The organism is Streptomyces sp. NPDC006384, from assembly GCF_042870695.1.
Lineage (GTDB): Bacteria > Actinomycetota > Actinomycetes > Streptomycetales > Streptomycetaceae > Streptomyces.
Window position 1 is genome coordinate 143343 of record NZ_JBIAHR010000006.1, and the last position, 20924, is coordinate 164266.

The 20924-nt window shown below is 74.6% G+C and carries 18 protein-coding genes and 6 tRNA genes; 9 read left to right on the top strand and 15 right to left on the bottom strand.

Going from position 1 to position 20924, the window contains the following annotated elements:
• Positions 1–12: 12 nt before the first annotated feature.
• The 3 genes from ACFYOJ_RS09880 to ACFYOJ_RS09890 form a co-directional block, all read right to left on the bottom strand.
• Positions 13–1305, bottom strand: coding sequence for an extracellular solute-binding protein (locus ACFYOJ_RS09880; protein ID WP_356553968.1), 1293 nt, complete (start codon positions 1303–1305; stop codon positions 13–15).
• A 446-nt stretch (positions 1306–1751) separates the two neighbouring features.
• Positions 1752–1823: transfer RNA gene (locus ACFYOJ_RS09885), tRNA-Val, on the bottom strand.
• A 78-nt stretch (positions 1824–1901) separates the two neighbouring features.
• Positions 1902–2357 (bottom strand): TIGR02611 family protein, encoded by a 456-nt coding sequence (locus ACFYOJ_RS09890; protein ID WP_356553967.1) that lies wholly within the window; start codon positions 2355–2357, stop codon positions 1902–1904.
• A 191-nt stretch (positions 2358–2548) separates the two neighbouring features.
• On the opposite strand from ACFYOJ_RS09890, the gene ACFYOJ_RS09895 reads away from it, so the two are divergent.
• Positions 2549–2962 (top strand): SsgA family sporulation/cell division regulator, encoded by a 414-nt coding sequence (locus tag ACFYOJ_RS09895; protein WP_356553966.1) that lies wholly within the window; start codon positions 2549–2551, stop codon positions 2960–2962.
• A gap of 372 nt (positions 2963–3334) precedes the next feature.
• The gene (locus tag ACFYOJ_RS09900; RefSeq protein ID WP_356554069.1) at positions 3335–3895 is read left to right on the top strand and encodes a CGNR zinc finger domain-containing protein; all 561 of its coding nucleotides are present in this window, start codon (positions 3335–3337) and stop codon (positions 3893–3895) included.
• Positions 3896–3965: 70 nt separating this feature from the next.
• On the opposite strand, the gene ACFYOJ_RS09905 is transcribed toward ACFYOJ_RS09900, so the two are convergent.
• Both ACFYOJ_RS09905 and ACFYOJ_RS09910 read right to left on the bottom strand, forming a co-directional pair.
• The gene (locus ACFYOJ_RS09905) at positions 3966–4145 is read right to left on the bottom strand and encodes a hypothetical protein (RefSeq protein ID WP_356553964.1); all 180 of its coding nucleotides are present in this window, start codon (positions 4143–4145) and stop codon (positions 3966–3968) included.
• Positions 4146–4290: 145 nt separating this feature from the next.
• Positions 4291–4734, bottom strand: coding sequence for a hypothetical protein (locus ACFYOJ_RS09910; protein ID WP_356554067.1), 444 nt, complete (start codon positions 4732–4734; stop codon positions 4291–4293).
• Between the two features lie 203 nt (positions 4735–4937).
• Between ACFYOJ_RS09910 and ACFYOJ_RS09915 the strand changes: the two genes are divergently transcribed.
• Positions 4938–5462 carry a DsbA family protein gene (locus ACFYOJ_RS09915; RefSeq protein WP_356553963.1) on the top strand — a complete coding sequence of 175 codons (525 nt, stop codon included), beginning with the start codon at positions 4938–4940 and terminating at the stop codon, positions 5460–5462.
• A gap of 22 nt (positions 5463–5484) precedes the next feature.
• On the opposite strand, the gene ACFYOJ_RS09920 is transcribed toward ACFYOJ_RS09915, so the two are convergent.
• The 3 genes from ACFYOJ_RS09920 to ACFYOJ_RS09930 are packed head-to-tail and all read right to left on the bottom strand — an operon-like array spanning position 5485 to position 8231.
• Positions 5485–6309, bottom strand: coding sequence for a GNAT family N-acetyltransferase (locus ACFYOJ_RS09920; protein WP_356553961.1), 825 nt, complete (start codon positions 6307–6309; stop codon positions 5485–5487).
• A gap of 51 nt (positions 6310–6360) precedes the next feature.
• A complete protein-coding gene (locus ACFYOJ_RS09925; RefSeq protein ID WP_356553959.1) occupies positions 6361–7182 on the bottom strand; it encodes an aminodeoxychorismate lyase in 822 nt (273 codons plus the stop codon).
• The gene (locus ACFYOJ_RS09930) at positions 7179–8231 is read right to left on the bottom strand and encodes a chorismate-binding protein (RefSeq protein ID WP_356553957.1); all 1053 of its coding nucleotides are present in this window, start codon (positions 8229–8231) and stop codon (positions 7179–7181) included. Before ACFYOJ_RS09930 ends, ACFYOJ_RS09925 begins: the two co-directional genes overlap by 4 nt.
• Positions 8232–8408: 177 nt before the next feature.
• Here ACFYOJ_RS09930 and ACFYOJ_RS09935 point away from each other — a divergent pair.
• The 5 genes from ACFYOJ_RS09935 (at position 8409) to ACFYOJ_RS09955 (ending at position 8874) form a co-directional block, all read left to right on the top strand.
• Positions 8409–8481, top strand: a tRNA-Gly gene (locus ACFYOJ_RS09935).
• A 39-nt stretch (positions 8482–8520) separates the two neighbouring features.
• Positions 8521–8594, top strand: a tRNA-Cys gene (locus ACFYOJ_RS09940).
• 1 nt (position 8595) lies between these two features.
• Positions 8596–8667, top strand: a tRNA-Val gene (locus ACFYOJ_RS09945).
• A gap of 49 nt (positions 8668–8716) precedes the next feature.
• Positions 8717–8788, top strand: a tRNA-Val gene (locus tag ACFYOJ_RS09950).
• Between the two features lie 14 nt (positions 8789–8802).
• Positions 8803–8874: transfer RNA gene (locus ACFYOJ_RS09955), tRNA-Val, on the top strand.
• Positions 8875–8959: 85 nt separating this feature from the next.
• Here the strand turns inward: ACFYOJ_RS09955 and ACFYOJ_RS09960 are convergent.
• The 3 genes from ACFYOJ_RS09960 to ACFYOJ_RS09970 form a co-directional block, all read right to left on the bottom strand.
• Positions 8960–9241 carry a zf-TFIIB domain-containing protein gene (locus ACFYOJ_RS09960; RefSeq protein WP_356553955.1) on the bottom strand — a complete coding sequence of 94 codons (282 nt, stop codon included), beginning with the start codon at positions 9239–9241 and terminating at the stop codon, positions 8960–8962.
• A gap of 101 nt (positions 9242–9342) precedes the next feature.
• Positions 9343–10275: an aminoglycoside phosphotransferase family protein gene (locus tag ACFYOJ_RS09965; RefSeq protein ID WP_356553954.1), complete on the bottom strand. Its 933-nt coding sequence runs from the start codon at positions 10273–10275 to the stop codon at positions 9343–9345.
• Positions 10276–10417: 142 nt separating this feature from the next.
• A complete protein-coding gene (locus tag ACFYOJ_RS09970) occupies positions 10418–10600 on the bottom strand; it encodes a hypothetical protein (RefSeq protein WP_356553952.1) in 183 nt (60 codons plus the stop codon).
• Positions 10601–11109: 509 nt separating this feature from the next.
• Between ACFYOJ_RS09970 and ACFYOJ_RS09975 the strand changes: the two genes are divergently transcribed.
• Entirely contained in the window at positions 11110–12543 is a 1434-nt protein-coding gene (locus ACFYOJ_RS09975) for a serine/threonine-protein kinase (RefSeq protein WP_356554066.1), read from the top strand.
• An 80-nt stretch (positions 12544–12623) separates the two neighbouring features.
• Here ACFYOJ_RS09975 and ACFYOJ_RS09980 read toward each other — a convergent pair whose 3' ends face one another.
• The 4 genes from ACFYOJ_RS09980 to cbiE all read right to left on the bottom strand — a co-directional run bounded on the left by ACFYOJ_RS09980 (position 12624) and on the right by cbiE (position 20894).
• Positions 12624–13466: an RNA methyltransferase gene (locus ACFYOJ_RS09980; protein WP_356553950.1), complete on the bottom strand. Its 843-nt coding sequence runs from the start codon at positions 13464–13466 to the stop codon at positions 12624–12626.
• A gap of 1 nt (position 13467) precedes the next feature.
• A complete protein-coding gene (cobA, locus tag ACFYOJ_RS09985) occupies positions 13468–14700 on the bottom strand; it encodes a uroporphyrinogen-III C-methyltransferase (protein ID WP_356553948.1) in 1233 nt (410 codons plus the stop codon).
• 219 nt (positions 14701–14919) lie between these two features.
• On the bottom strand, positions 14920–19260 hold the full coding sequence (cobT, locus tag ACFYOJ_RS09990) for a nicotinate-nucleotide--dimethylbenzimidazole phosphoribosyltransferase (RefSeq protein ID WP_356553947.1): 4341 nt from the start codon (positions 19258–19260) through the stop codon (positions 14920–14922).
• Positions 19261–19667: 407 nt separating this feature from the next.
• Complete coding sequence (cbiE, locus tag ACFYOJ_RS09995) at positions 19668–20894, bottom strand: precorrin-6y C5,15-methyltransferase (decarboxylating) subunit CbiE (protein ID WP_356553945.1); 1227 nt, start codon at positions 20892–20894, stop codon at positions 19668–19670.
• Positions 20895–20924: the final 30 nt, after the last annotated feature.

Below are 20924 nucleotides of genomic sequence, written 5' to 3' on the forward strand. Positions count from 1 at the left end.
TGACAGGTCCCCTCAGCCCGCGGCGAACGCGGCCTTGGCCTCGCCGAACAGCGCCTTGGCGGCGTCGGAGGGCTTGGTCTTGCCCTGGGCGACCTCGCCGCCGATGCGCAGGAACGCGGCCTCGACGACGTCGGCGCCGGACGGGTGCGGTGTGATCTTGCCGAGGACCCCGGCCGCGGCGACCTCTTCCTCGTACGCCTTGACGCCCTTGTTGGTCTCGTCGGTGGGCGTGTAGGCCTTGTACTGCTCCTCGGTCGCGAGGATGCCGCGGTCGTACCCCATGATCTTGCCGACCTCGGGGTCGTGCACCATGAAGTCGATGAACTGGGCCGCTTCCTTGGGGTGCTTGGTCCCGGAGAAGGCGCTCAGCATCAGCGAGCCGAGGTACTGGCCGGTGTCCTTGCCGTCGGTGGTGGGAATCGGCGCGAGGCCGTAGTCGGACTCGCCCTCGCCCTCGTAGCGGATGGAGAAATTGTCCCAGGTGAACTCGGAGGCGGCGAGGCCGGCCGACAGACCGGACTTGGGAGCGACCTGCTCGATCTTCTTGGGATCGGCGACGAGGCCGGACCGCACGCGCTTGTAGCCGTCCTCCCACCACTGCGTCAGATCGTCCTCGGTGAAACCGAGCCCGGTGTCCGTGAAGAAGGCCTTGCCGTTCTGACGCAGATACAGGTCGTAGAGGTACATGATGCCGAAGTAACCGGTGTCACCGGCGATCTTCAGCTTGTCCTGGATCGTCTGCAGCGCGTCGAAGTACTCGTCCCAGGTCCAGCCCATCTTGACCTCGACGCCGGCCTTCTTGAAGGCCTTGAGGTCGATGACGAGCGCCATGGTGTTGGCGCCGACGGGTATCGCGATCTGCTTGCCGTCGACCTGACCGTTCGACAGAACTCCGTTCCGGAAGTTCTCGAGGTTCAGATTCCCGGCGTCCGCCTGCGACTTGAGGTCCAGCAGAATACCGCGCTTGTCGTACTTACGCAGGAATCCGACCGCATTCTGGAAAACGTCCGGCGGATTCCCGCCGGAGGCCTGGGTCTGGAACTTCTCCCAGAACGCCTGATAGTCGGTGAATTCGGGCTTGATCTTGATCTTCGGGTACTTCTTCTCGAAGAGCGCGATCGTCTTCCTGATGGCGATGGCGCGCGGCTCGCCGCCCCACCACGCGTAACGGAGCGTCACTTCCCCGTTTCCGGAGCCGGTGCCGCCTCCGCACGCGGTGGCCGTCGCCCCCAGTCCGGCGACGGCCAGCGAGGCCCCTGCCGCTTTGAGGATCGTCCGCCTCTCCACATTCTTCCCGTGCTGCATATGAGCCTCCCGCGACGCTCGCGTCCCGCTTCGTGAATCGTTTCAAGTAAGCGCTTGCTGGCACAAGTTACGGAGGGCCCCCGGGCACGTCAATGATTCGGACAGGAATTGATGGCGGCGGGGAGCGCCGAGGCGGTGACGGCAATGACGGCCCCGACGGCCGGAGTGGGAGAAACGTGCAGGCAGAAGGGCCGTGACCGAGGGGCCGAACGCCGACGGGCCCGCGACGGCGTCCGACGGGAAAGGTCACGGTTGGATGAAGGCGGGCGAAAGCGGAACGACGCCCGGGGCCGCGGGAGGTGGCCGAAGATCGCCCTGGGGCACGCACGGGCACCTCCCGAACGGGGCTCTTGAGCCAGGAGCCGGGACGGGAGCCCCCACCGACGGGGGGACACGGCAAAGCGGCCCGGCTCACCATTGGTGAGCCGGGCCGCCTGATGATCCGGTGGGCGATACTGGGTTCGAACCAGTGACCTCTTCGGTGTGAACGAAGCGCTCTCCCACTGAGCTAATCGCCCGGACGCAGGAAGAACATTACCCCATGTCAGAGGGTGCTCGTGACCGGCGGGGGCCAGGGCCGCCGGTCACGCGGCACCTCACTGGTCCTCGATCTTCCAGGGCATCTGGAGGCCGAACTTCCACAGGTAGATTCCGGCCAGCACGCCGAAGATCACCACGCCGACCGAGGTCAGGATGATGTTCCGGCGCCGCACCTTGGGGTCGAGCGCGCGCTGCGCCGCCTCGGTGACCTTGCGTTTGGTCCACCGGAGCACGAGCTGCGCCCAGACGAACTCGGTCGCCCAGATCGCCATGCCACCGAAGATCACGACCCAGCCCGGTCCGGGCAGCACCAGCATGGCGGCGCCGGCCACGACGACCGCCAGGCCCACGACGAAGACGCCGACCTGCCAGCTCAGGTGCAGGGCGCGGCGCGCCTTGACGAATTCAGGCGCCCGCGAGCCGAGCGCCTGCACGGGCGCCACCTCGCCGTCCGCCCCCGTACGGTCTTCCGCCACGGCCGCCTCGCCGGGCTTGTTACTCCCCGTGTTCATACGGCCAAACACTACCGGAGCGAGACCTGTCACCGTAATGGGCGCACACCGCGAACGACCTTTCGGCCGGATGGGGTACGTAAACACACGCAAAACGCTCAGAGGGGTTTACAACGGCACCGTAGGTGGCATGTCGATTTCGCCGACGTGCGAATCCCCGAGCGCACACTGAGCGAAAGGCCCTGGCGCTTATGAACACCACGGTCAGCTGCGAGCTGCACCTGCGCCTCGTTGTGTCGAGCGAGTCCTCCCTGCCTGTCCCCGCAGGCCTGCGGTACGACACGGCCGACCCCTACGCCGTGCACGCCACCTTCCACACCGGAGCCGAGGAGACCGTCGAGTGGGTGTTCGCCCGCGACCTCCTCGCCGAAGGCCTCCACCGCCCCACCGGTACGGGCGACGTCCGCGTCTGGCCGTCCCGCAGTCACGGTCAGGGCGTCGTGTGCATCGCCCTGAGCTCCCCGGAGGGCGAGGCACTGCTCGAGGCCCCGGCACGGGCCCTGGAGACCTTCCTGAAGCGCACAGACGCCGCCGTGCCCCCCGGCACGGAGCACCGGCATTTCGATCTCGACCAGGAGCTCTCGCACATCCTGGCGGAAAGCTAGGGCGAGGCCCCGTAATCCGCCCGGCGCCGTCGACTCGGGGTGACGGCACGGGCCCGGACAACCGCATACGGCACACACCGGCGTCGCGCCCTCGGATCTCCGTGGGGCGCGGCGCCGGTGCGCCTGCGTGGGGACGGTGTGCCGACGCGGAACCGGCGGTGAGGGAGCTGCGGCCGGTCACCGCGCAGGGCCCCGTGACCGGGCCGGGGCCGAGGGGAACCGTCGAGGGGAACCGGGACCGGTCCGCCACCGTTGTACCGGCGACCGTGGGCAGAGGCGGGGCGCGGAGCCGGTCGGGCCGCCGCGGAAGCCACTACCATCGGCCAGCATCGGCGGGTGCCCGCGCCCGACCCCCAGGCCAGGGAGCAGAACGTGCTGATCACCCACGACACCCGGTGCGCGCTCGACACCGTGGTGGATCTGGTGAACACCGCGCCGGAGGACGAGTCGGCGCCGGACGGGCTGCCGGACGTCCCGGCCCTCGAGAATTTCGTGAGGGCGCACGAGATCAGCGACGTGGGCGTCCTTTCGGAGCCGGACCTCTCGGCGGTGCGCAGGATCCGCGGGCGGTTCGCGTCCGTCTTCGCCGCCCCGGAGCCCCGGGCCGCCGCCGAACTGATCAACGAGCTGGTCGCCGCCGCCGGTACCACTCCCCGGCTCACCGACCACGACGGCTACGACTGGCACATCCACTACTTCGCGCCCGGTGCCTCCGTCGCCGACCATCTGGCCGCCGACTGCGGCATGGCCCTGGCGTTCTTCGTGGTCGCCGGGGAGCACGAGAGGCTGCGCCGGTGCGAGGCGCCCGACTGCCGGCGGGCCTTCGTCGATCTGTCCCGCAACCGCTCGCGGCGGTACTGCGACAGCCGTACGTGCGGCAACCGGCTGCACGTGGCCGCGTACCGGGCACGGCGCAAGGAGGCCGCGGGCTGAAAGAGGCCGGTGTCCGCGACATGCTTCGACACGGCCCCCGGCGGGTGACGCCGGGGACCGCGGGTACGGCTCACAGCAACAGCAGGTCGTGCAACGAAGCCATGAGGAGCAGACACCCGATCACCGCCAGGAAGATCATCAGCGGTGGCTGGGAAAGGGCGAAGAGGCAGCCGCGCGCCTGTTCCTGCCGTGGCGCGGTTCCGCTCTGTCTCGTGTCCAGCTGTGTGTCCAGCTGAGTCGGGTCCGGCATCTCGCGGCGATGATGACGCAGCGCACCCGTGGTCCGCGATCAACACGCCCGTGAAGACCGGAAGATCATTGGATTCCGCGATGTCTGGTTCGGATCGTGATCGTTCGGGGGCACCGGCTGACGGCCTCGGACCGGTGTGCCGCTGTCAGATGCCGTGCTTCTTGAGGATGGCCTCGATGTCGCTGAAGTCGTCGTCGCCGCGCGGTGCGCTCGCGGCGGGCCGGGTGGCCTGACGGGTCTCGGAGCCGCCCAGGGAAGGCGTGGAGGCCGACGGGGCGACCGCGTCGGGCCGTGCCGCGGCCCGGGCCGCCCTGCGTTCCCTGCGGGTGCCGCCGCGGCGGCGCTCCACGGCGCGGGTGGTCATGAACAGCAGCCATGCCACCCCGAGCACGGCGAAACCGGCCCAGGCGGTCGGGCTGAAGGCCGTGTCGGCCAGCCACTGGACGATGCCCGTCATCACCAGGCCGACCGGGATCAACGAGTAGGCGGCGATGCGGGCGGCCGTGAGGAAACGCCTGCGGTACGCGGTGACCGCCGCGATGCCCAGGCCCGCCGCGGACACCGCGGAACAGACGGTCTCGGCAATCATCCGGTCCTCCAGGCTGGGTCGGTCGGGCACGCGTGCTTCCGTCCCTTCCATCCTGCACCGCCGGACCCCGCGGGAGCCACGCCCCGGCCCGAGATCAGGGAGATCTGGGGGACCGGCTCCTCCCCAGGTGCCGGTGGCGGCGTAGGCCGGGAGCGTGCCGGGTCCGGTTGGGGCGCCGCCGTCGGGGCTGGGAGACTGGGCCCATGAGCGACTCCTCCCCCGCCCCCGCCGCCGTTCCCGTCCTCGACGTCTGGTGCGAGCTGCAGTGTCCGGACTGCCTCACCGCCCTGGACGACATCCGTGCCCTGCGGGCCCGATACGGGGACCGTCTCGAGGTGCGGCTGCGGCACTTCCCGCTGGAGAAGCACAAGCACGCCTTCGCCGCCGCGCAGGCCGCCGAGGAGGCCGTGGCGCAGGGCCGGGGCTGGCCGTACGTGGAGGCCGTGCTGGGCCGGGTCGCGGAGCTGGAGCGCCGGGGCGAGGCCCTGCTGGTCGAGGTGGCCCGGGAATTGGGGCTGGACGCGGAGGAGTTCGACACCGCCCTCGTCGACGGCCGGCACATCCTGATCGTCGACGCCGACCAGGCCGAGGGCAAGGCGATCGGCGTGACCGGCACCCCGACGTACGTGATCGGCGGCGAGCGTCTCGACGGCGGCAGGAGCCAGGAGGGCCTGCGCGAGCGCGTCGAGGAGATCGCGGACCGGCTCCTGGCCGCGCGGGAGGCCTGAGCCGGCGCGGGCCGCCGCGCGGCTACAGCAGTGGCTTGGCGTAGCTGCGCCGCACGGTCCGGTGGCCGAGGGACTCGTAGAGCCGCTCGGCTGCGGTGTTGCCCGCGAAGACGTTGAGGCCGAGCAGGTGCCGGCCGGCGGCGAGCGCCTGTCTCTCCGCCAGCAGCATCAGTGTGCGGCCGTGGCCCCGGCCGCGGTGGTCCGGGTCGGTCTCCACGTCGAAGACGTAGGCCTGCTCCTCGCGCAGGGCCAGCCACAGGGTGCCGACCCGGATGCCGTCGTGCTCGAGGACGCTGAGCAGCGTGTTCTCGGTGTCCAGGCCCCGGGGCAGGAGCGTCTCGTGGTCGTGGCGGGACTTGGCGCGGGCCGCGGCCCCGGTCATGCCCCGTTCCGTCCAGGTACGCACGTACTGCTGCGACTGGCGGGCGTACCAGGTGTCGAACTCGGCGGGGGTCATGGGGCGCGGGGCGCTGCCCGCGGGCAGGGCGGGCGGGGTGGCGGGGAGCGTCTTCAGCATGCCGCGGCTGTACAGGACGTAGCCGAGCGCCTCGGCGAGGTGCGCCCCCGCCTCCTGGTCGTCGGTGACGCTCACCTGGATCCGCCGGCAGCCCCAGCTCCGCGCGACCTCCTCGGCGGCGAGCGCGGCCACCGTGCCTCTTCCGCGCCGGCGGTCGGGTTCGTCGATGCGCAGGTCGTGGATCACGGCGACCGAGTCGCCGAAGGCGGGGTCGGTGCCGAGGTGCACCGACCCGACGGGGCGGCTGTTCACGCACACCTGGTAGCGGCGTGAACGGGCCCCGTCGGCCGCGCGCTGGAGCGGCCCGGTCGGCCGCAGGGTGGTGGTCATCACAGGTGTTCTACCCACGAAGCGGCCCAGGGCGCAGCCGGATATCGCGTGTCAGGGGTCGAGGTCGTCCGCGGACCGTTCCTCGAAGATCCGCATGGCCTTGGCGGTCACCGGGCCGGGCGCGCCCGGCAGTTCACGGCCGTCGACGCGGTGCACGGCCTGCACGTCCCGCAGGGTGGAGGTCAGGAAGACCTCGTCGGCGCGCTCCAGGACGTCCAGCGGCAGGTCGGTCTCGCGGGCGCCGGTCCACTCGACGGCCAGGGCGCGGGTGATGCCGGCGAGGCAGCCGGAGGCGACCGGCGGGGTGTGGATCTCGCCGTCGAGGACGACGAAGACGTTGGACCCGGTGCCCTCGCACAGCCGCCCGGCCGTGTTGCCGAACAGGGCCTCGGTGGCCCCCTGTTCGCGGGCACGGGCGAGGGCGACGACGTTCTCGGCGTAGGAGGTGGTCTTCAGGCCGGTGAGCGCGCCGCGTTCGTTGCGGGTCCAGGGGACGGTGATCACGGCGGTGGAGTCGGGGCGGCGCCCGGTCTCGCCGAGGGCGACGACGAGGGTGGTGCCGTGCTCGCCGCGGTCGGAGCCCAGCGGGCCGTGGCCGCCGGTGTAGGTGATGCGCAGCCGGCCGAGCGGCACCGGGTCGGCCTCGAGGACGGCGGCGCAGGCACGGCGGACCTCGTCGAGGTCCGGGTCGGGCAGGCCGAGGCCGCGGGCCGAGCGGGTCAGCCGGTCCAGGTGCCGGGTCAGCGCGAACGGCCTGCCGTTCACCGTCTTGACCGTCTCGAAGACGCCGTCGCCCACGGTCAGCCCGTGGTCGAGAACGGAGACGCGGGCGGACTCGGTGTCGCGCAGCCCGCCGTCGAGCCAGATCTTCACGTCTGTGGTGCCTCTTCCTGTCCGTCCGTCCCGTACGCACCCGACGCTACCGCGAGGAGCCGGGACGCCTTCAGTTCGGTCTCCCACCACTCCCCCTCGGGGTCGGATCCCCAGGTGATGCCGGCGCCGGTGCCGAAGCGGAGCAGCCCGGCGGCGCGGTCGATCCAGAAGGTGCGGATGCCGACGGCCAGCTCACCGGTCCCCCGGTCGGCGTCGACCCAGCCGACGCCCCCGCAGTAGGGGCCCCGGGGGGAGGTCTCCAGCGCGTCGATGATCCGCAGGGCGCTCGGCTTGGGGGCGCCGGTGACCGAGCCGGGCGGGAAGGCGGCGTCGAGGAGTTCCGGCCAGCCGGCGTCCGCGCGCAGCTCGCCGCGCACCGTGGACACCAGGTGCACGAGTCCGGGGTGCTTCTCGACGGCGCACAGGTCGGGCACGGTCACGGTGCCCGGGACGCAGACCCGGCCGAGGTCGTTGCGGACCAGGTCCACGATCATCACGTTCTCGGCGTGGTCCTTCTCCAGCAGGTCCGCCTCGGTCCGTCCGGTCCCCTTGATCGGCCCGGACTCGACGGTCCGGCCGTCGCGCCGCAGGAACAGCTCGGGGGACGCGGTGGCGATCTCGACGCCGTGCCGGGGCAGCCGGACCGTGCCGGCGTACGGCGCGGGGTTGCCGCGGGCCAGCAGAGCGGTGAGGGCGTCCACGTCGGCGTCGGGGGCGACCGGTGCGGACAGCACCCGGCAGAGGTTGGCCTGGTAGACCTCGCCGGCGGCTATGTGCGCGCGGATGCGCCGTACGGCGGCGGTGTACGCGGCGCGGTCGAGGGAGGACGTCCAGTCACCGGCGGCCGGTCCCCGCCAGCGGCCCGGCACCGGCGCGGGGACGGCCCGCGTCCGTACGTCGGCGAAGCGCGCGCAGGTCAGGCCGCCCTCGAAGTCCGCGCAGACGGCCCAGAAGCCGCGGGAACCGAGGGCGGCGGGATCGCTCGTGACGTCGAGCAGGCCGGTGGCGAGACGGTCGCCGAAGCGGGCGAGGGGTGGGAGGTCGAGCACGTGGCCGAGTCTAGGCGGGGTGTCCGAAAGTCGGCCCGGACGTGTCCTTCCGGGGGCTTGACCGGGTCCGTGCGCCGGGGCACCGCAGCACGCTGCGCAAACGCGTTTTTGTGCTGGCCCGGGAATCCGCTAGAGTTCAACACGTCGCCGGGACGCGGAAGCGGACCGAACCGACAGGCGGACGTAGCTCAGTTGGTAGAGCGCAACCTTGCCAAGGTTGAGGTCGCGAGTTCGAGCCTCGTCGTCCGCTCGCAGGAACAGGGGGACCTCCCGGGTCCTCTACACTCCTGGTGGAGTGGCCGAGAGGCGAGGCAACGGCCTGCAAAGCCGTCTACACGGGTTCAAATCCCGTCTCCACCTCCAAGGACGATTAGCTCAGCGGGAGAGCGCTTCCCTGACACGGAAGAGGTCACTGGTTCAATCCCAGTATCGTCCACTGTCCGCAAGGACCTCGATCCGCAAGGGTCGCGGTTCACGAGGACCCCGCGCGATTAGCTCAGCGGGAGAGCGCTTCCCTGACACGGAAGAGGTCACTGGTTCAATCCCAGTATCGCGCACGCAGTACCTCCCAGGACGATTAGCTCAGCGGGAGAGCGCTTCCCTGACACGGAAGAGGTCACTGGTTCAATCCCAGTATCGTCCACGCCATCCGCGAAGCCCCCGGCCGTCTCGTTACGGCCGGGGGCTTCGTCGTGCCGGTGCCCGGCCGTGAAGGGCCGGGCACGGGGTCAGCTGGAGAAGAGCATGCGGCCGAAGCTCTTCTGGCGGTGGTGGCCGTAGTGGCCGTGGCCGGCCTGCGGGGCGCCCCAGGCGGGGGCCGGGGCGGCCGGGTAGGCCTGCGGGGCGGGCGGGGGCGGCGGCGCGGGCTGCGACCACTGGGCCTCCAGGCGGGTCAGCGACTCCAGCTCCCCGTAGTCGAGGAAGATCCCGCGGCAGCCGCTGCACTGCTCGATCTGAACGCCGTTGCGGTTGTAGGTGTGCATCGGTGCGTGGCACTTGGGGCACTGCATGCTCGGCTCAACTCCTCGCCGGTCGGTCCTGCTTCGCGTATCGCCAGGACAGACTCCTGTCCGGCGGCGGTCGGTTGCACCCTACTTCGGGAGACACCGGATCAGTCCGGCGGGGAGGACGGCGGGACGGAGGCCATCCGCGCGCAGGCGTCGACCAGGGAGCCCTCCACGTCGTCCAGGGGGCGGCCGGCCGCGACCGCCTTGGTGACGGCCCGGGCGGCGGTCTGCGCGGTGAGGGCTCGCGCCGGCACGTCCAGGGCGGGCCAGGGGTCCCCCTCCCGCGGGACGGCCGGTCCGCCGGCCGCCCGGTAGGCGCCCAGGAAGCGGTCCCACTCGCCGGACGGAAGGAGCCCGCAGGCGTACCAGGCCGCGGGCCGGGCCAGGTCCCAGGCCGGCACGCCCGTGCCCAGGTCGTCGACGTCGATCAGCAGCCAGGGACCCTCGGGGCCGGGGTGGCGTACGAGCTGGCCGAGGTGGAGGTCGCCGTGGCAGAGGACGGCCGGGGCCGGCATGGCACTCTGCCCGCGCGCCCAGGCGGGGAGGGCCGCCCAGGCCCGCAGCACGGGGGCGGTGGCGGGGTGGTCCGGGGCGGTGGTGCCCAGCAGTGCGACGGCGCGGGCCGCCTTCTCGGGGCCGCGCATGGGCGGCAGGCCCGCGACGGGCGACGGGCTGCGGTGCAGGCGGGCGAGGAGGGTCGCCGCGGCCTCCCAGGGGGCGGCGTCCGGGGCGTCGGGGTCGACGGGGGTGCCGTAGGGCCAGTGGGTGACGAGCCGTCCGCGCAGGCCGGCGGGGGCCGGGCGGAGCGGGGGCAGGAAGATGCCGGGGAGCCCGGCGGCGACGGCGACGCGGAGGGCCAGCCCGGCCGGGTCGGCGTCCGCGGCGTGGGCCTTGGCGACGGTGCCGGCGTGGCGGACGACGGTGGCGTCGGGGCGGTCGGCGAGGGTGGCCGCGCCGCAGGGGCAGGTGCCGGTGCGGGCGTGCGCGGTGTCCCTGACGTGGGCCGTCAGGGCGGGGAGGAGGGCGTCCGGGGTCACGGGGTGAGGGTACGGGGACAGAGCAATGCCGGCGCAGCTCCCCAGCTGCGCCGGCATCATGCCGTCCGCCGCACCCCCGTCCCCACGGGGTTTCCCGGATGGATGACCTGCCCGGACCGCTCTTCCGGGCCCGGGGCGCTTCTCAGCGCCCCAGCATCACACCCACGGACGACGCCTGTGTGGCCACCGTCTCCCACCCGTCGAAGACGAGGAGGAGCAGGGCCGCCAGGGGCAGGGCCATGAGTGTCGCCACCACCGGGTGACGGCGTCCCTGACGGCTCCGCTCCCGCGTGCGGACCGGTGTCCGCGGTGCCGTCCGGATCATGGCCCTTCTCCTGACCGTTCTCGTTGTCCGTCTGCGGCGGCGGGTGTCCGACCTCGGGGGACGAGTCCTGCACCCGCCGCTCGACCTCAAATCTAGGCGGGCGGGGGCCGGCGGGCGTCATGCCCTCGTACCGAATGCCGGGCCTCCCGGAGGATGAGCCGCCGCCCGCGGTGTACTCCCCTGGGTGGAGACCCGCCCGCGCGTCTCGGGGTCTTCCCGGAAGGGCCCCGTTCCGGCCGGTGACTTCGATCACCCACCGCCGGCCGCGGCGTGCCGGCGGCGGCGTCGGCACGCCGCGGCGGGTGTCCGTCCGGCAGGCCAATCGCCCTGCCGGCGCGGGCGGTTGGGCCCGCCGGGCGTACCGGGGCCGGCCGTCCGCGCGGACCTGCCGGTTCCTCAACTCTCCGGTACGTCACCGACAATCCCTCGGGAGGAGAGGGCGCGGCCTCTGCGCGCCCGCCGGTGTGGAAACGTAAGCTGTGGCACGTCACAGGGACCGGGCAGCGGGGATGAACATGGCGATGATGCGCCTGAGGCGCGAGGACCCGCGCGTCGTCGGCTCGTTCAGGCTTCACCGGCGGCTCGGCGCGGGCGGTATGGGCGTGGTCTACCTGGGCTCCGACAAGAAGGGGCAGCGGGTCGCGCTGAAGGTCATCCGGCCCGACCTGGCCGAGGACCAGGAGTTCCGGTCCCGGTTCGCCCGCGAGGTCTCGGCGGCCCGGCGGATCCGCGGCGGGTGCACCGCGCGGCTGGTCGCCGCGGACCTGGACGCGGACCGGCCCTGGTTCGCCACGCAGTACGTTCCCGGGCCCTCCCTGCACGACAAGGTCGTCGACGAGGGCCCGCTGTGCGCGGCGGACGTCGCCGCCGTGGGCGCCGCCCTGTCGGAGGGTCTTGTCGCCGTGCACGAGGCGGGGGTCGTGCACCGGGACCTGAAGCCGTCCAACATCCTGCTGTCCCCGAAGGGGCCGCGGATCATCGACTTCGGCATCGCCTGGGCGACGGGCGCCTCGACGCTCACGCACGTCGGTACGGCGGTCGGCTCGCCGGGCTTCCTCGCGCCGGAGCAGGTGCGCGGCGCCGCGGTCACCCCGGCCACGGACGTGTTCTCGCTGGGCGCCACGCTGGCGTACGCCTCGATGGGCGACTCGCCCTTCGGGCACGGCAGTTCCGAGGTGATGCTGTACCGCGTGGTGCACGAGGAGGCCCAGCTGCACGGGGTGCCGGACGCGCTCGCGCCGCTGGTCCGGGCGTGTCTGGCGAAGGACCCCGAGGAGCGGCCCAGCACGCTGCAGCTGTCCCTGCGGCTGAAGGAGATCGCCGCCCGGGAGGCCCAGGGGTTCGCCGACGTACGGCCGCCCGCGCCGCGTTCCGGCGAGGCGGACCGGCCGACCGGGCGGCTCGCCGACACGTACCCGGAACGGGAGCGTGTCCAGCGGCGCACGCAGGGACGGCCGGGAGGGCAGGACACCTCCGGTTCGCGGGGGGCGTCCGGTTCGCGCGGCGCCTCCGGGTCCCGGGGCGGTGCGCCCGGGAGGGGAGCCGTTCCCTCGCGCGACGGCACGCCCCGCGACGGCGCGCCCCGCGGCGGTGGCTCGCGCGGCGGGGCCACGGGATCCCGGCCCGGGTCCCGGCCCACGCCCGCCTCCCACGGTGCCGGGCGGAACGGCTCGCGCTCCGGCGGCGGCGGCAGGCCCGGGCCCCGCAGCGGGGCCGGCCGTCCGGGGACGAGGACCACGGGCACCCGGCTGCGTCCCGCGAATCCGCGGCTGCTGCGGCAGCGGCTGTTCGTGTTCGTGGTGGTGACGCTGCTGGTCGCCCTGGGCATCGCCGCGGCGCAGGGCTGCCAGGGGCCGTCGCGGGGGCTGGGCGACGACCGTGGCGGCGTACGGGCCGGGCAGGGGCCGGTGGAGGTGCCGGGCTTCGGCCTGTCCGGGCTCTGACACCCGGCGGCACAGACGCCGGGCGGCTTCTCTCCGGCGGCTCCGGCCCCCGGGCGGCGGCGGCCGGTGGTGGGGGCGTGTCAGGGGGTGCGGGGGCGGGTGGCGTAGAAGGCCACGGCCGACGCGGCCGCCACGTTCAGGGAGTCGACGCCCGCGTCCATCGGAATGCGCACGTGCTCGTCGGCGGCGGCGAGCGCCCCGGGGGTGAGGCCGGTGCCTTCCGTGCCGAACAGCAGGGCGAGTCTGCCGTGTTCCCTCGCGGCGAGTTCGTCGAGGGTGACGGCACGGTCGCTCAGGCAGAGCGCGGCGACCGTGAACCCCGCGGAGCGCAGCGTGTCGATGTCCGCGGGCCAGGACTCCAGCCGGGTCCACGGCACCTGGAAGACGGCGCCCATGGACACCTTCACGGCCCGCCGGTAGAGCGGGTCGGCGCAGCGCGGGGTGAGGAGGACCGCGTCGACGCCGAGGGCGGCGGCGTTGCGGAAGGCGGCGCCGACGTTGGCGTGGTCGACGATGTCCTCGAAGACGGCGACCCGGCGGACCGTGCCGTCGCCTCGCCCGTGGGCCGGTGCGGTGTCCAGCAGGCCGGACACCGTGGGCAGCGGTTCGCGCCGCATGGAGGCGAGGGCGCCGCGGTGCACGTGGTAGCCGGTGACCTGTTCGGCGAGCGCGGGGTCCACCACGTACACCGGGGCGGGGGTGGCCTCGATGACGTCGCGCATGACGTCGGTCCACTTGGCGGACAGCAGCATCGACCGCATCTCGTGGCCCGCCGCCAGGGCCCGCCGGATGACCTTCTCGCCCTCGGCGATGAACAGGCCCTCGGCGGGCTCGCGGCGGCGGCGCAGCTGGACGTCGGTCAGGTCGGTGTAGTCATGCAGGCGGGGGTCGTCGGGGTCGTGGAGGGTGAGGGGCTCGGCCATGTCACGCGGTTCCCTGCGGTCCCTGGCGGACGACGTCGCCGACGACGATGACGGCGGGGGGCCTGACCTCCTGGGCGACGACGGTCTCGGCGACCGTGGCGAGGGTGGCGTCGACCCGGCGCTGGGCGGCGGTCGTGCCCTCCTGGACGAGGGCGACCGGGGTGTCCGGGGACCTGCCGTGCGCGACGAGGGTCTCGGCGATCCTGCCGATCTTGTCGACGCCCATGAGGATCACCAGCGTGCCGGTGAGCTTCGCGAGCGACGGCCAGTCGACCAGGGAGCGCTCGTCGTCGGGGGCGACGTGGCCGCTGACCACGGTGAACTCGTGGGCGACGCCCCGGTGGGTGACGGGGATGCCGGCCGCGCCGGGGACGGAGACGGCGCTGGAGATGCCGGGGACGACCGTGCACGGGATGCCCGCCTCGGCCAGTGCCTGGGCCTCCTCCATGCCGCGCCCGAAGACGAACGGGTCGCCGCCCTTGAGCCGTACGACCGACTTGCCCTGCTTCGCGTGCTCGATCAGCGCGTTGTTGATGGCCTCCTGGGCCATGAAGCGGCCGTAGGGGATCTTCGCCGCGTCGATCACCTCGACGTGCGGCGGCAGTTCGGCGAGCAGGTCGCGGGGGCCGAGGCGGTCGGCGATGACGACGTCGGCCTCGGCGAGCAGGCGGCGGCCGCGGACGGTGATCAGGTCCGGGTCGCCGGGGCCGCCGCCGACCAGGGCGACGCCGGGGGTGCGGGTGCGGTGGTGCGGGGCGACGAGGGTGCCGTCGCGCAGGCCCTCCACGACCGCGTCGCGGATGGCGGCGGTGTGGCGGGGGTCGCGGCCGCGGGCGTCGGTGGTGAGGACGGCGACGGTCACGCCCTCGCTGCTCCCGGTGGCCGGGGTCCAGGCGGTGGCGGCGTCGGCGTCGTCGGAGCGGACGCACCACACGCGGTGGCGTTCGGCCTCGGCGGAGGCGGCGGTGTTGGCGGCGGTGTCGCCGGTGGCGATCAGGGCGTACCAGGCGTCCGCGAGGTCGCCCTCGGCGTACGGGCGCTTCTCCCAGGTGATCTCGCCCGCGTCCGCCATGGCCTCGACCGAGGGGGTCACCTCGGGGGAGACGAGGCGGATGTCCGCGCCCGCGGCGATGAGGGCCGGCAGGCGGCGCTGGGCGACCTGTCCGCCGCCGAGGACGACCACACGGCGGCCGGTGAGGCGGAGGCCTACGGGGTAGGCGGGGTGTTCGGCCATGAGGGGACGGCTCCTCCTGCGGCGGTGGCGCTGACGTGCGGATTTTATGGCGGGGGTGGGCGGTCCGGTTGCTGGACTCCGGTGGCGGGTGCGGGCCGCGGTGCCCGCGCGTGTACCGACCGGGTCTCAGGGCGCGGGGCGGCCGGAAAGGCTGCCCCGGCCGTGCGGGGCGGGCGGGGCCCGGCCGGCGGGTGCCGGGCCCCTCGTGCCGTGCGGGCGCTACTTCTCGGTGACGCCCGCCGAGTCGAACGTCGCCACCTCGTGCATCGCCCGGGCGGTGCTCTGCACCATGGGCAGGGCGAGCAGCGCGCCGGTGCCCTCGCCGAGGCGGAGGTCGAGGTCGACCAGGGGGCGCAGGCCCAGCTTGCCCAGCGCGGCGACGTGGCCGGGCTCGGCGCTGCGGTGGCCCGCGATGCAGGCGGCCAGGACCTCGGGGGCGATCGCGCGTGCCACCAGGGCGGCGGCGCCGGCGCTGACGCCGTCCAGGATCACCGGGGTGCGCAGGGAGGCGCCGCCGAGCAGCAGGCCGACCATGGCCGCGTGCTCGAAGCCGCCGACCGCGGCGAGGACGCCGATCGGGTCGGCCGGGTCCGGCTGGTGGAGTTCCAGCGCGCGGCGCACGACCTCGGTCTTGCGGGCCAGCGTCTCGTCGTTGATACCGGTGCCGCGGCCGGTGACCTCGGCCGGATCGGCGCCGGTGAAGACGGAGATGAGCGCCGCGGACGCGGTGGTGTTGGCGATGCCCATCTCACCGGTGAGCAGCGCCTTGTTGCCGGCCGCCACCAGGTCGCGGGCGGTCTCGATGCCGACCTCGATGGCCTGCTTGGCCTCCTCGCGGGTCATCGCGGGGCCGGCGGTCATGTCCGAGGTGCCCGCGCGGACCTTGCGGGGCAGCAGCCCCGGGGTGGCGGGCAGGTCGGCGGCGACACCGACGTCCACGACGCAGACCTCGGCGCCGACCTGGGTGGCGAAGGCGTTGCAGACCGCTCCCCCGCCGAGGAAGTTGGCCACCATCTGGGCGGTGACCTCCTGCGGCCAGGGGGTGACGCCCTGGGCGTGGACGCCGTGGTCGCCGGCGAAGACCGCGACGGCCGCGGGCTCCGGGATCGGCGGCGGGCACTGGCGGGACAGTCCGGACAGCTGCGCGGAGATGATCTCCAGCATGCCGAGCGCGCCGGCCGGCTTGGTCATGCGCTTCTGCCGCTCCCAGGCCTCGCCGAGCGCCTTGGCGTCCAGCGGGCGGATCTGCCCGACGGTCTCGGCGAGCAGGTCGTGCGGCGCCTCGCCGGGCAGGGCGCGGCGGCCGTACGTCTCCTCGTGGACGACCCACGACAGCGGGCGGCGCTTGGACCAGCCGGCCTGCATCAGCTCGGGCTCGTCCGGGAACTCGTCGACATAGCCCACGCACAGGTAGGCGACGACCTCGAGGTGTTCGGGCAGGCCGAGGGCGCGGACCATCTCGCGCTCGTCGAAGAAGCTGACCCAGCCGACACCGAGGCCCTCGGCGCGGGCGGCGAGCCACAGGTTCTCGACGGCGAGCGCGGAGGAGTACGGCGCCATCTGCGGCTGGGTGTGGCGGCCGAGGGTGTGCCGGCCGCCGCGGGTGGGGTCGGCGGTGACGACGATGTTGACCGGGGTGTCGAGGATGGCCTCGATCTTCAGTTCCTTGAACTGCTTGGCCCGGCCCTTGGGGAGGGACTTCGCGTACGCCTCGCGCTGCCGCGTCGCCAGTTCGTGCATGGCGCGGCGGGTGTCGGCGGAGCGGATGACGACGAAGTCCCAGGGCTGCGAGTGGCCGACGGAGGGCGCGGTGTGGGCGGCCTCCAGGACGCGGAGCAGCACCTCGTGCGGGATGGGGTCGCTGCGGAAGCCGTTGCGGATGTCCCGGCGTTCGCGCATGACCTTCAGGACGGCCTCGCGCTCGGCGTCGTCGTAGGCGGGGGCCGCGGGGCCGGAGGGCTGTCGTGCGTCTGCCGCTGCGGCCGTGCTCACGTGCGGGTCTTCCTGGTCTTCCTGACCGGCGTCCCGGGTGTCCAGGTCGTCGGCGTTCTGGACGAGTCCGGCGTCGGCGTCGCGCGGGGCGGGGACGCCGGTGACCGTGTCCTGGGCCGCTGCGTCCTGGGCCTCCGCGGGGAAGGCGGGGGTCTCGGGCGGGGCCGGGGCGAGGTGCGGGGTGGTGGGCACCTGTCCGCCGCCGACCGGCACGAAGTGACCCGCCTGCGCCTCGGGGTGGGCCGGGGGCTCCGGGGCCGGGGACGCGTCGGGGGCCGCGAGGGACTGCGGGCCCTGGGCGGGGCTCGGGGCACCGGCGTGCCGGGGCTGCGCGTCCGGATGGTGCTGTGCGGCCTCTTCCGCCGCGGGGGCGGACTGCGCGGGGGCGGGCTCGTCGAGCACGAGGACCTGCGGGGCGTGCTGCTCCTGCGGGGCTGCCGGTGCTTCGGAGGCGGTGGGGGCCTGCGGGGCTCCGGGCGCCTGGGGGGAGGGCTCGGGCCCGGTGGTTCCGGGGGCGGGCAGGCCGGGGGCCTGGGCGTCCTGGGGCTGCGGGGTGACGGGGTGCTCCGGCTGCTGCGGCATCGGGGCGGGCGCGGGGGCCGCCTCGACCGGCTCGGTGGCGGCCGCTTCGGCGGTGGCCGGCTCCACGGGCGCGGTGGGCTGCGGGGGCGCGGCGTCCGCCGTCGGGCCGGGAGCCGTACGGGCTTCCTCCGGCACGGGCGGCTCGGCCTGCTCGGAGACGTCCGCGGCGGGGGCGGCGTGCGCACCGGGTGCCTGCGCGGTCACGGGGGCGCCCGGCTCGTACGCCGGTGCGGACTCGTCCGTCGGCACGGTGCCGGGGGCGGATTCGGCGACCTGCGCGGCTTCGGTCTCCGGTGCGGCGGGGGTGTCGGGGGCCTGCACGGCTTCCGGGCCCGGCACGGCGGGGGTGTCGGGGGTCTGTGCGACCGTCGGGCCCGCGGTGGCGGGCGTCGGCGCCGGGGCGGCCTCGGTCACCTGCACGGCCTCCTGCTCCGGCACGCCGTCGGGCGCGTGGAGGGGGGTCTCCCGTGTGGCGTCCGGTCCCGGTGCCCCGCCGGTCGCGGGCTCGCCGTCCGTGCCGGGCGCGGGGGCACCGTCGGCGGCGGGCCGGGCGTCCGTGCCGGTCGCCGGAGCGTCGCCGGGCGCGGCGTCCGGTGCGGGCGGCTGAGCGCCGCCGGACTCCGGAGCACCGTCCGCGACGGGTGCCGGTACGGCGTCGGACGGGGCCGCGTCGCCTGTGGCGGAGGCGCCGTCGGTCCCGGGGACGTCACCGGGAGCGGGGGCGCCTCCGGCCGGAGCGGCACCGTCGGCCACCGGCTCGCCGCCGGGACCGGACGCGCCGTCGGCCGTGGACGCACCCTCGCCCACGGGCACACCGTCGGCCGGAGCGCCGTCGGCCACGAGGGCATCGTCGGCGGACACGCCGCCACCTGTGGGTACGCCGTCGGACGTGCCCGCACCCGCGGGCGCGGGCACGTCGTCGGCCGAAGACACGGCGGCACCCGTGGAGGCGCCCTCGGCGGACACGCCGTCCGTCGCGGGGGCACCGTCGCCCGTGGGCGTGCCGTCGGCCGGAGCGTCGGCGGCGGACACACCGTCGCCGGCCGCCGTGGGGCCGGCCGGAGCCGCACCGTCCGCCGAAGACGCATCGTCCGGCGGGATCGCACCGTCGGCCGTGGGCGGCTCCGGCGCGGGGGCGGTCGCCGGTGTCCGGGTGTCGTCGGCGGCGGGTACGGCTGCCGCGGCGTGCGTCGCTCCGTCGGCCGGCGCGCCGTCGGCTCCGGCACCGCCGTCCGCCGGCGCGGTCCGCTCGGCCGGCGCGGTCCGCTCGGCCGGCGCGGTCCGCTCGGCCGGCGTGTCCGGCTCGCCGGTGTCCGCGGCGGCCGGCGTCCCGGGCTCACCGGGCGTCCCGGCGTCCGTGTCCGGGCCGGGCGCGGGGGCGCCCGCGGTAGCCGCCACGCGGGCGACGAGCGCCTGGGCCGCGCCCAGTGTGTCGGTGCTCCGGTCCGGTGCCGGAACAACCGTTTCCGCCGGCGGCGCCCCGGCGCCCGACGGGGCCGCGTGCGCGCCCCGGGGCGCCGTCCCCTGCGGGACGTCGAGGTGCTCGGGGCCGGCGGTCGGCGGGCCCGCGTGCCGCGCCGGCGCGGCGGCGGGGCCGCGGTCGGCGAGGGAGCGGACCGGGCTCGCGGAGGTGTCGGGGATCGGCGGGCCGAGGTGCAGGGGGCGGCGCGGCGGCGCCGGCGCGGCCGCGGGCTCCGCGGCCGGTTCCGGCAGGCGTACGCCGCCGAGGTCGACCGATCCGCTGTCGCGGCCGGACAGCTCGTGCGGTCCGGGCTGGTGCACGGCCTCGACGACCGGCTCCGGCGCCGGCGGCGCGACCTCGTTGCCCCAGGCGCTCTGGGCGCCCGGCAGCAGCAACAGGTCCTCGTCCTCGGCGGTGGTCTCGGAGAGGTAGGTGTACGCGCCGGGCGCGGGGGCGCCCTGCTGCTCCACCATGCCTGAGTTCTCCGGCAGCCCCTCGCCCGGGATCTGGCCGGTGTCGGTCATGCGTAACCCCTCGCCCATCGGTTAGTGCTTCTACGACCAGCTCACCCGGGACGGCGCACCGACCGCCCCGTAGTCAAGAACGAGCGTGCGTGCCCCGCGGCACGAACGACCTGCCGGAAAAGACGACAAAGCCATTCAGTGGCATTGTCGCGGTCGTTCCCCCGCCACGACAGCGTGATCGGCGACGGTCCGCTGTGGACTGCGCCACGTTGCGCGCCCCTCCGGTTCTGCCGTACCACGCCGCCCCCGGACCTGGCGGGTTTTCAGGACATCGGACGACGAAGCGTCCGGTGTCCCGACGCGGTACAACAATCCGCCAGCCTACCTCGCGCGGTACGACGATCCGATCACGGGGCGCGGTCGGACCGTCCCCTTCGCTCCCCCGCCCACCGGCCGGCCGGCGCCGCTCAGCGGGATGCCTGGCGCCGCACGATCTCCGCGGTGAGCAGGAACGCGACGCTCCGCTCCGTCTCCGTCCAGGCGCGGGTGTCCAGGCCGACGGACTGCAGCAGGGCGCACTCGACGCGGTAGCCGTGCTCCGTCAGGTCCCTGCCCACGAGTTCGGCCGCGTCGCGGGTGGCCGCGTGGGCGACGATGCGCTGCGGCCGGCGGTCGGCGACGGCGGAGACGACGGCCGCTCCCCCGCCGCCGACGCGGACGACGTCCGGTTCGGGGAGGTCCTCCAGGATGTGCGGGGCGGTGCCGTGCACGGTCTGGAGCTGGACGCCGAAGTGCCGTGCGGTGGCCTCGGTGCGGGCGCAGGCGTCCCGGTCGCGGTCGACGGCGATGACGGCGGCGCCGCCGCGCGCGGCCTCGGTGGCGAAGGCGCCGCTGCCGCAGCCGATGTCCCACACGAGGTCGCCGAGGCGCGGGCCGAGGCGGGCGAGCTGGGCCGTGCGCAGCAGGTCCGTCTCGCCCTCGCCCAGTCCGCCGCCGTACGCCTCGGCGGGCAGCGACCAGCCGCGCGGTCCGGCGGCGGGGTCGCGTCCCGCGATCCAGCCGCCCCCGTCGGCCGCGGGGCCCGGGCCGGTGACGCCGCCGACGACGATGACGACGTTGGGGTCGCGCCAGGTGTGGTCGGCGGCCTTGTCGGAGGTGACGACGGTGACCTGTTCGCGGGCGGTGCCGAGTTCCTCGCAGATGACGAAGGTGCGGTGGATGCCGTCCATCAGCAGGCCGAGTTCGGCGGGGCCGGCGCCCGGCGAGGTGAGGACCGCGACCTTGGTGTGGGCCCGGCACACGTTGACGGCGCGTCGCAGCGTGCGGGGGTGGGCGACCACCACGTGGGCGTCGTCCCAGGGCATGCCGGCGCGGGCGAAGGCGGCGGCCACGGAGGAGACGGCCGGGTCGACCTCGACCTCGAGGCCGAACTCGGGTGCGCGCAGGGTGCGGACGACGCCGAAGAAGCCGGGGTCGCCGTCGGCGAGGACGACCGCCGTGCCCCGGTGGGCGGCGATGCGGCGGGCGGCGAGGGCGACGCTGCCGAGCCGGACGCGTTCGGCGGCGGGCGGTACTTCGGGGAGCGCGAGGTGGTGGGGGGCACCGGCCACCAGCGTGGCGGCGCCCAGGGCCGCGCGTGCCGCGGCGGACAGCGGTGAACCGTCCCAGCCGATCACCGTGACCCGGTCGGCCATCGTCGTCAGTTCTCCAGGGTCTTCGCGGGG

Excerpts from the sequence above, each read along its gene's own strand:
- ACFYOJ_RS09880 (WP_356553968.1), bottom strand. The coding sequence starts at position 1,305 with ATGCAGCACGGGAAGAATGTGGAGAGGCGGACGATCCTCAAAGCGGCA.
- ACFYOJ_RS09890 (WP_356553967.1), bottom strand. The coding sequence starts at position 2,357 with ATGAACACGGGGAGTAACAAGCCCGGCGAGGCGGCCGTGGCGGAAGAC.
- ACFYOJ_RS09895 (WP_356553966.1), top strand. The coding sequence starts at position 2,549 with ATGAACACCACGGTCAGCTGCGAGCTGCACCTGCGCCTCGTTGTGTCG.
- ACFYOJ_RS09905 (WP_356553964.1), bottom strand. The coding sequence starts at position 4,145 with ATGCCGGACCCGACTCAGCTGGACACACAGCTGGACACGAGACAGAGC.
- ACFYOJ_RS09910 (WP_356554067.1), bottom strand. The coding sequence starts at position 4,734 with ATGATTGCCGAGACCGTCTGTTCCGCGGTGTCCGCGGCGGGCCTGGGC.
- ACFYOJ_RS09915 (WP_356553963.1), top strand. The coding sequence starts at position 4,938 with ATGAGCGACTCCTCCCCCGCCCCCGCCGCCGTTCCCGTCCTCGACGTC.
- ACFYOJ_RS09920 (WP_356553961.1), bottom strand. The coding sequence starts at position 6,309 with ATGACCACCACCCTGCGGCCGACCGGGCCGCTCCAGCGCGCGGCCGAC.
- ACFYOJ_RS09960 (WP_356553955.1), bottom strand. The coding sequence starts at position 9,241 with ATGCAGTGCCCCAAGTGCCACGCACCGATGCACACCTACAACCGCAAC.
- ACFYOJ_RS09970 (WP_356553952.1), bottom strand. The coding sequence starts at position 10,600 with ATGATCCGGACGGCACCGCGGACACCGGTCCGCACGCGGGAGCGGAGC.
- ACFYOJ_RS09975 (WP_356554066.1), top strand. The coding sequence starts at position 11,110 with ATGAACATGGCGATGATGCGCCTGAGGCGCGAGGACCCGCGCGTCGTC.
- ACFYOJ_RS09980 (WP_356553950.1), bottom strand. The coding sequence starts at position 13,466 with ATGGCCGAGCCCCTCACCCTCCACGACCCCGACGACCCCCGCCTGCAT.
- cobA (WP_356553948.1), bottom strand. The coding sequence starts at position 14,700 with ATGGCCGAACACCCCGCCTACCCCGTAGGCCTCCGCCTCACCGGCCGC.
- cobT (WP_356553947.1), bottom strand. The coding sequence starts at position 19,260 with ATGACCGACACCGGCCAGATCCCGGGCGAGGGGCTGCCGGAGAACTCA.
- cbiE (WP_356553945.1), bottom strand. The coding sequence starts at position 20,894 with ATGGCCGACCGGGTCACGGTGATCGGCTGGGACGGTTCACCGCTGTCC.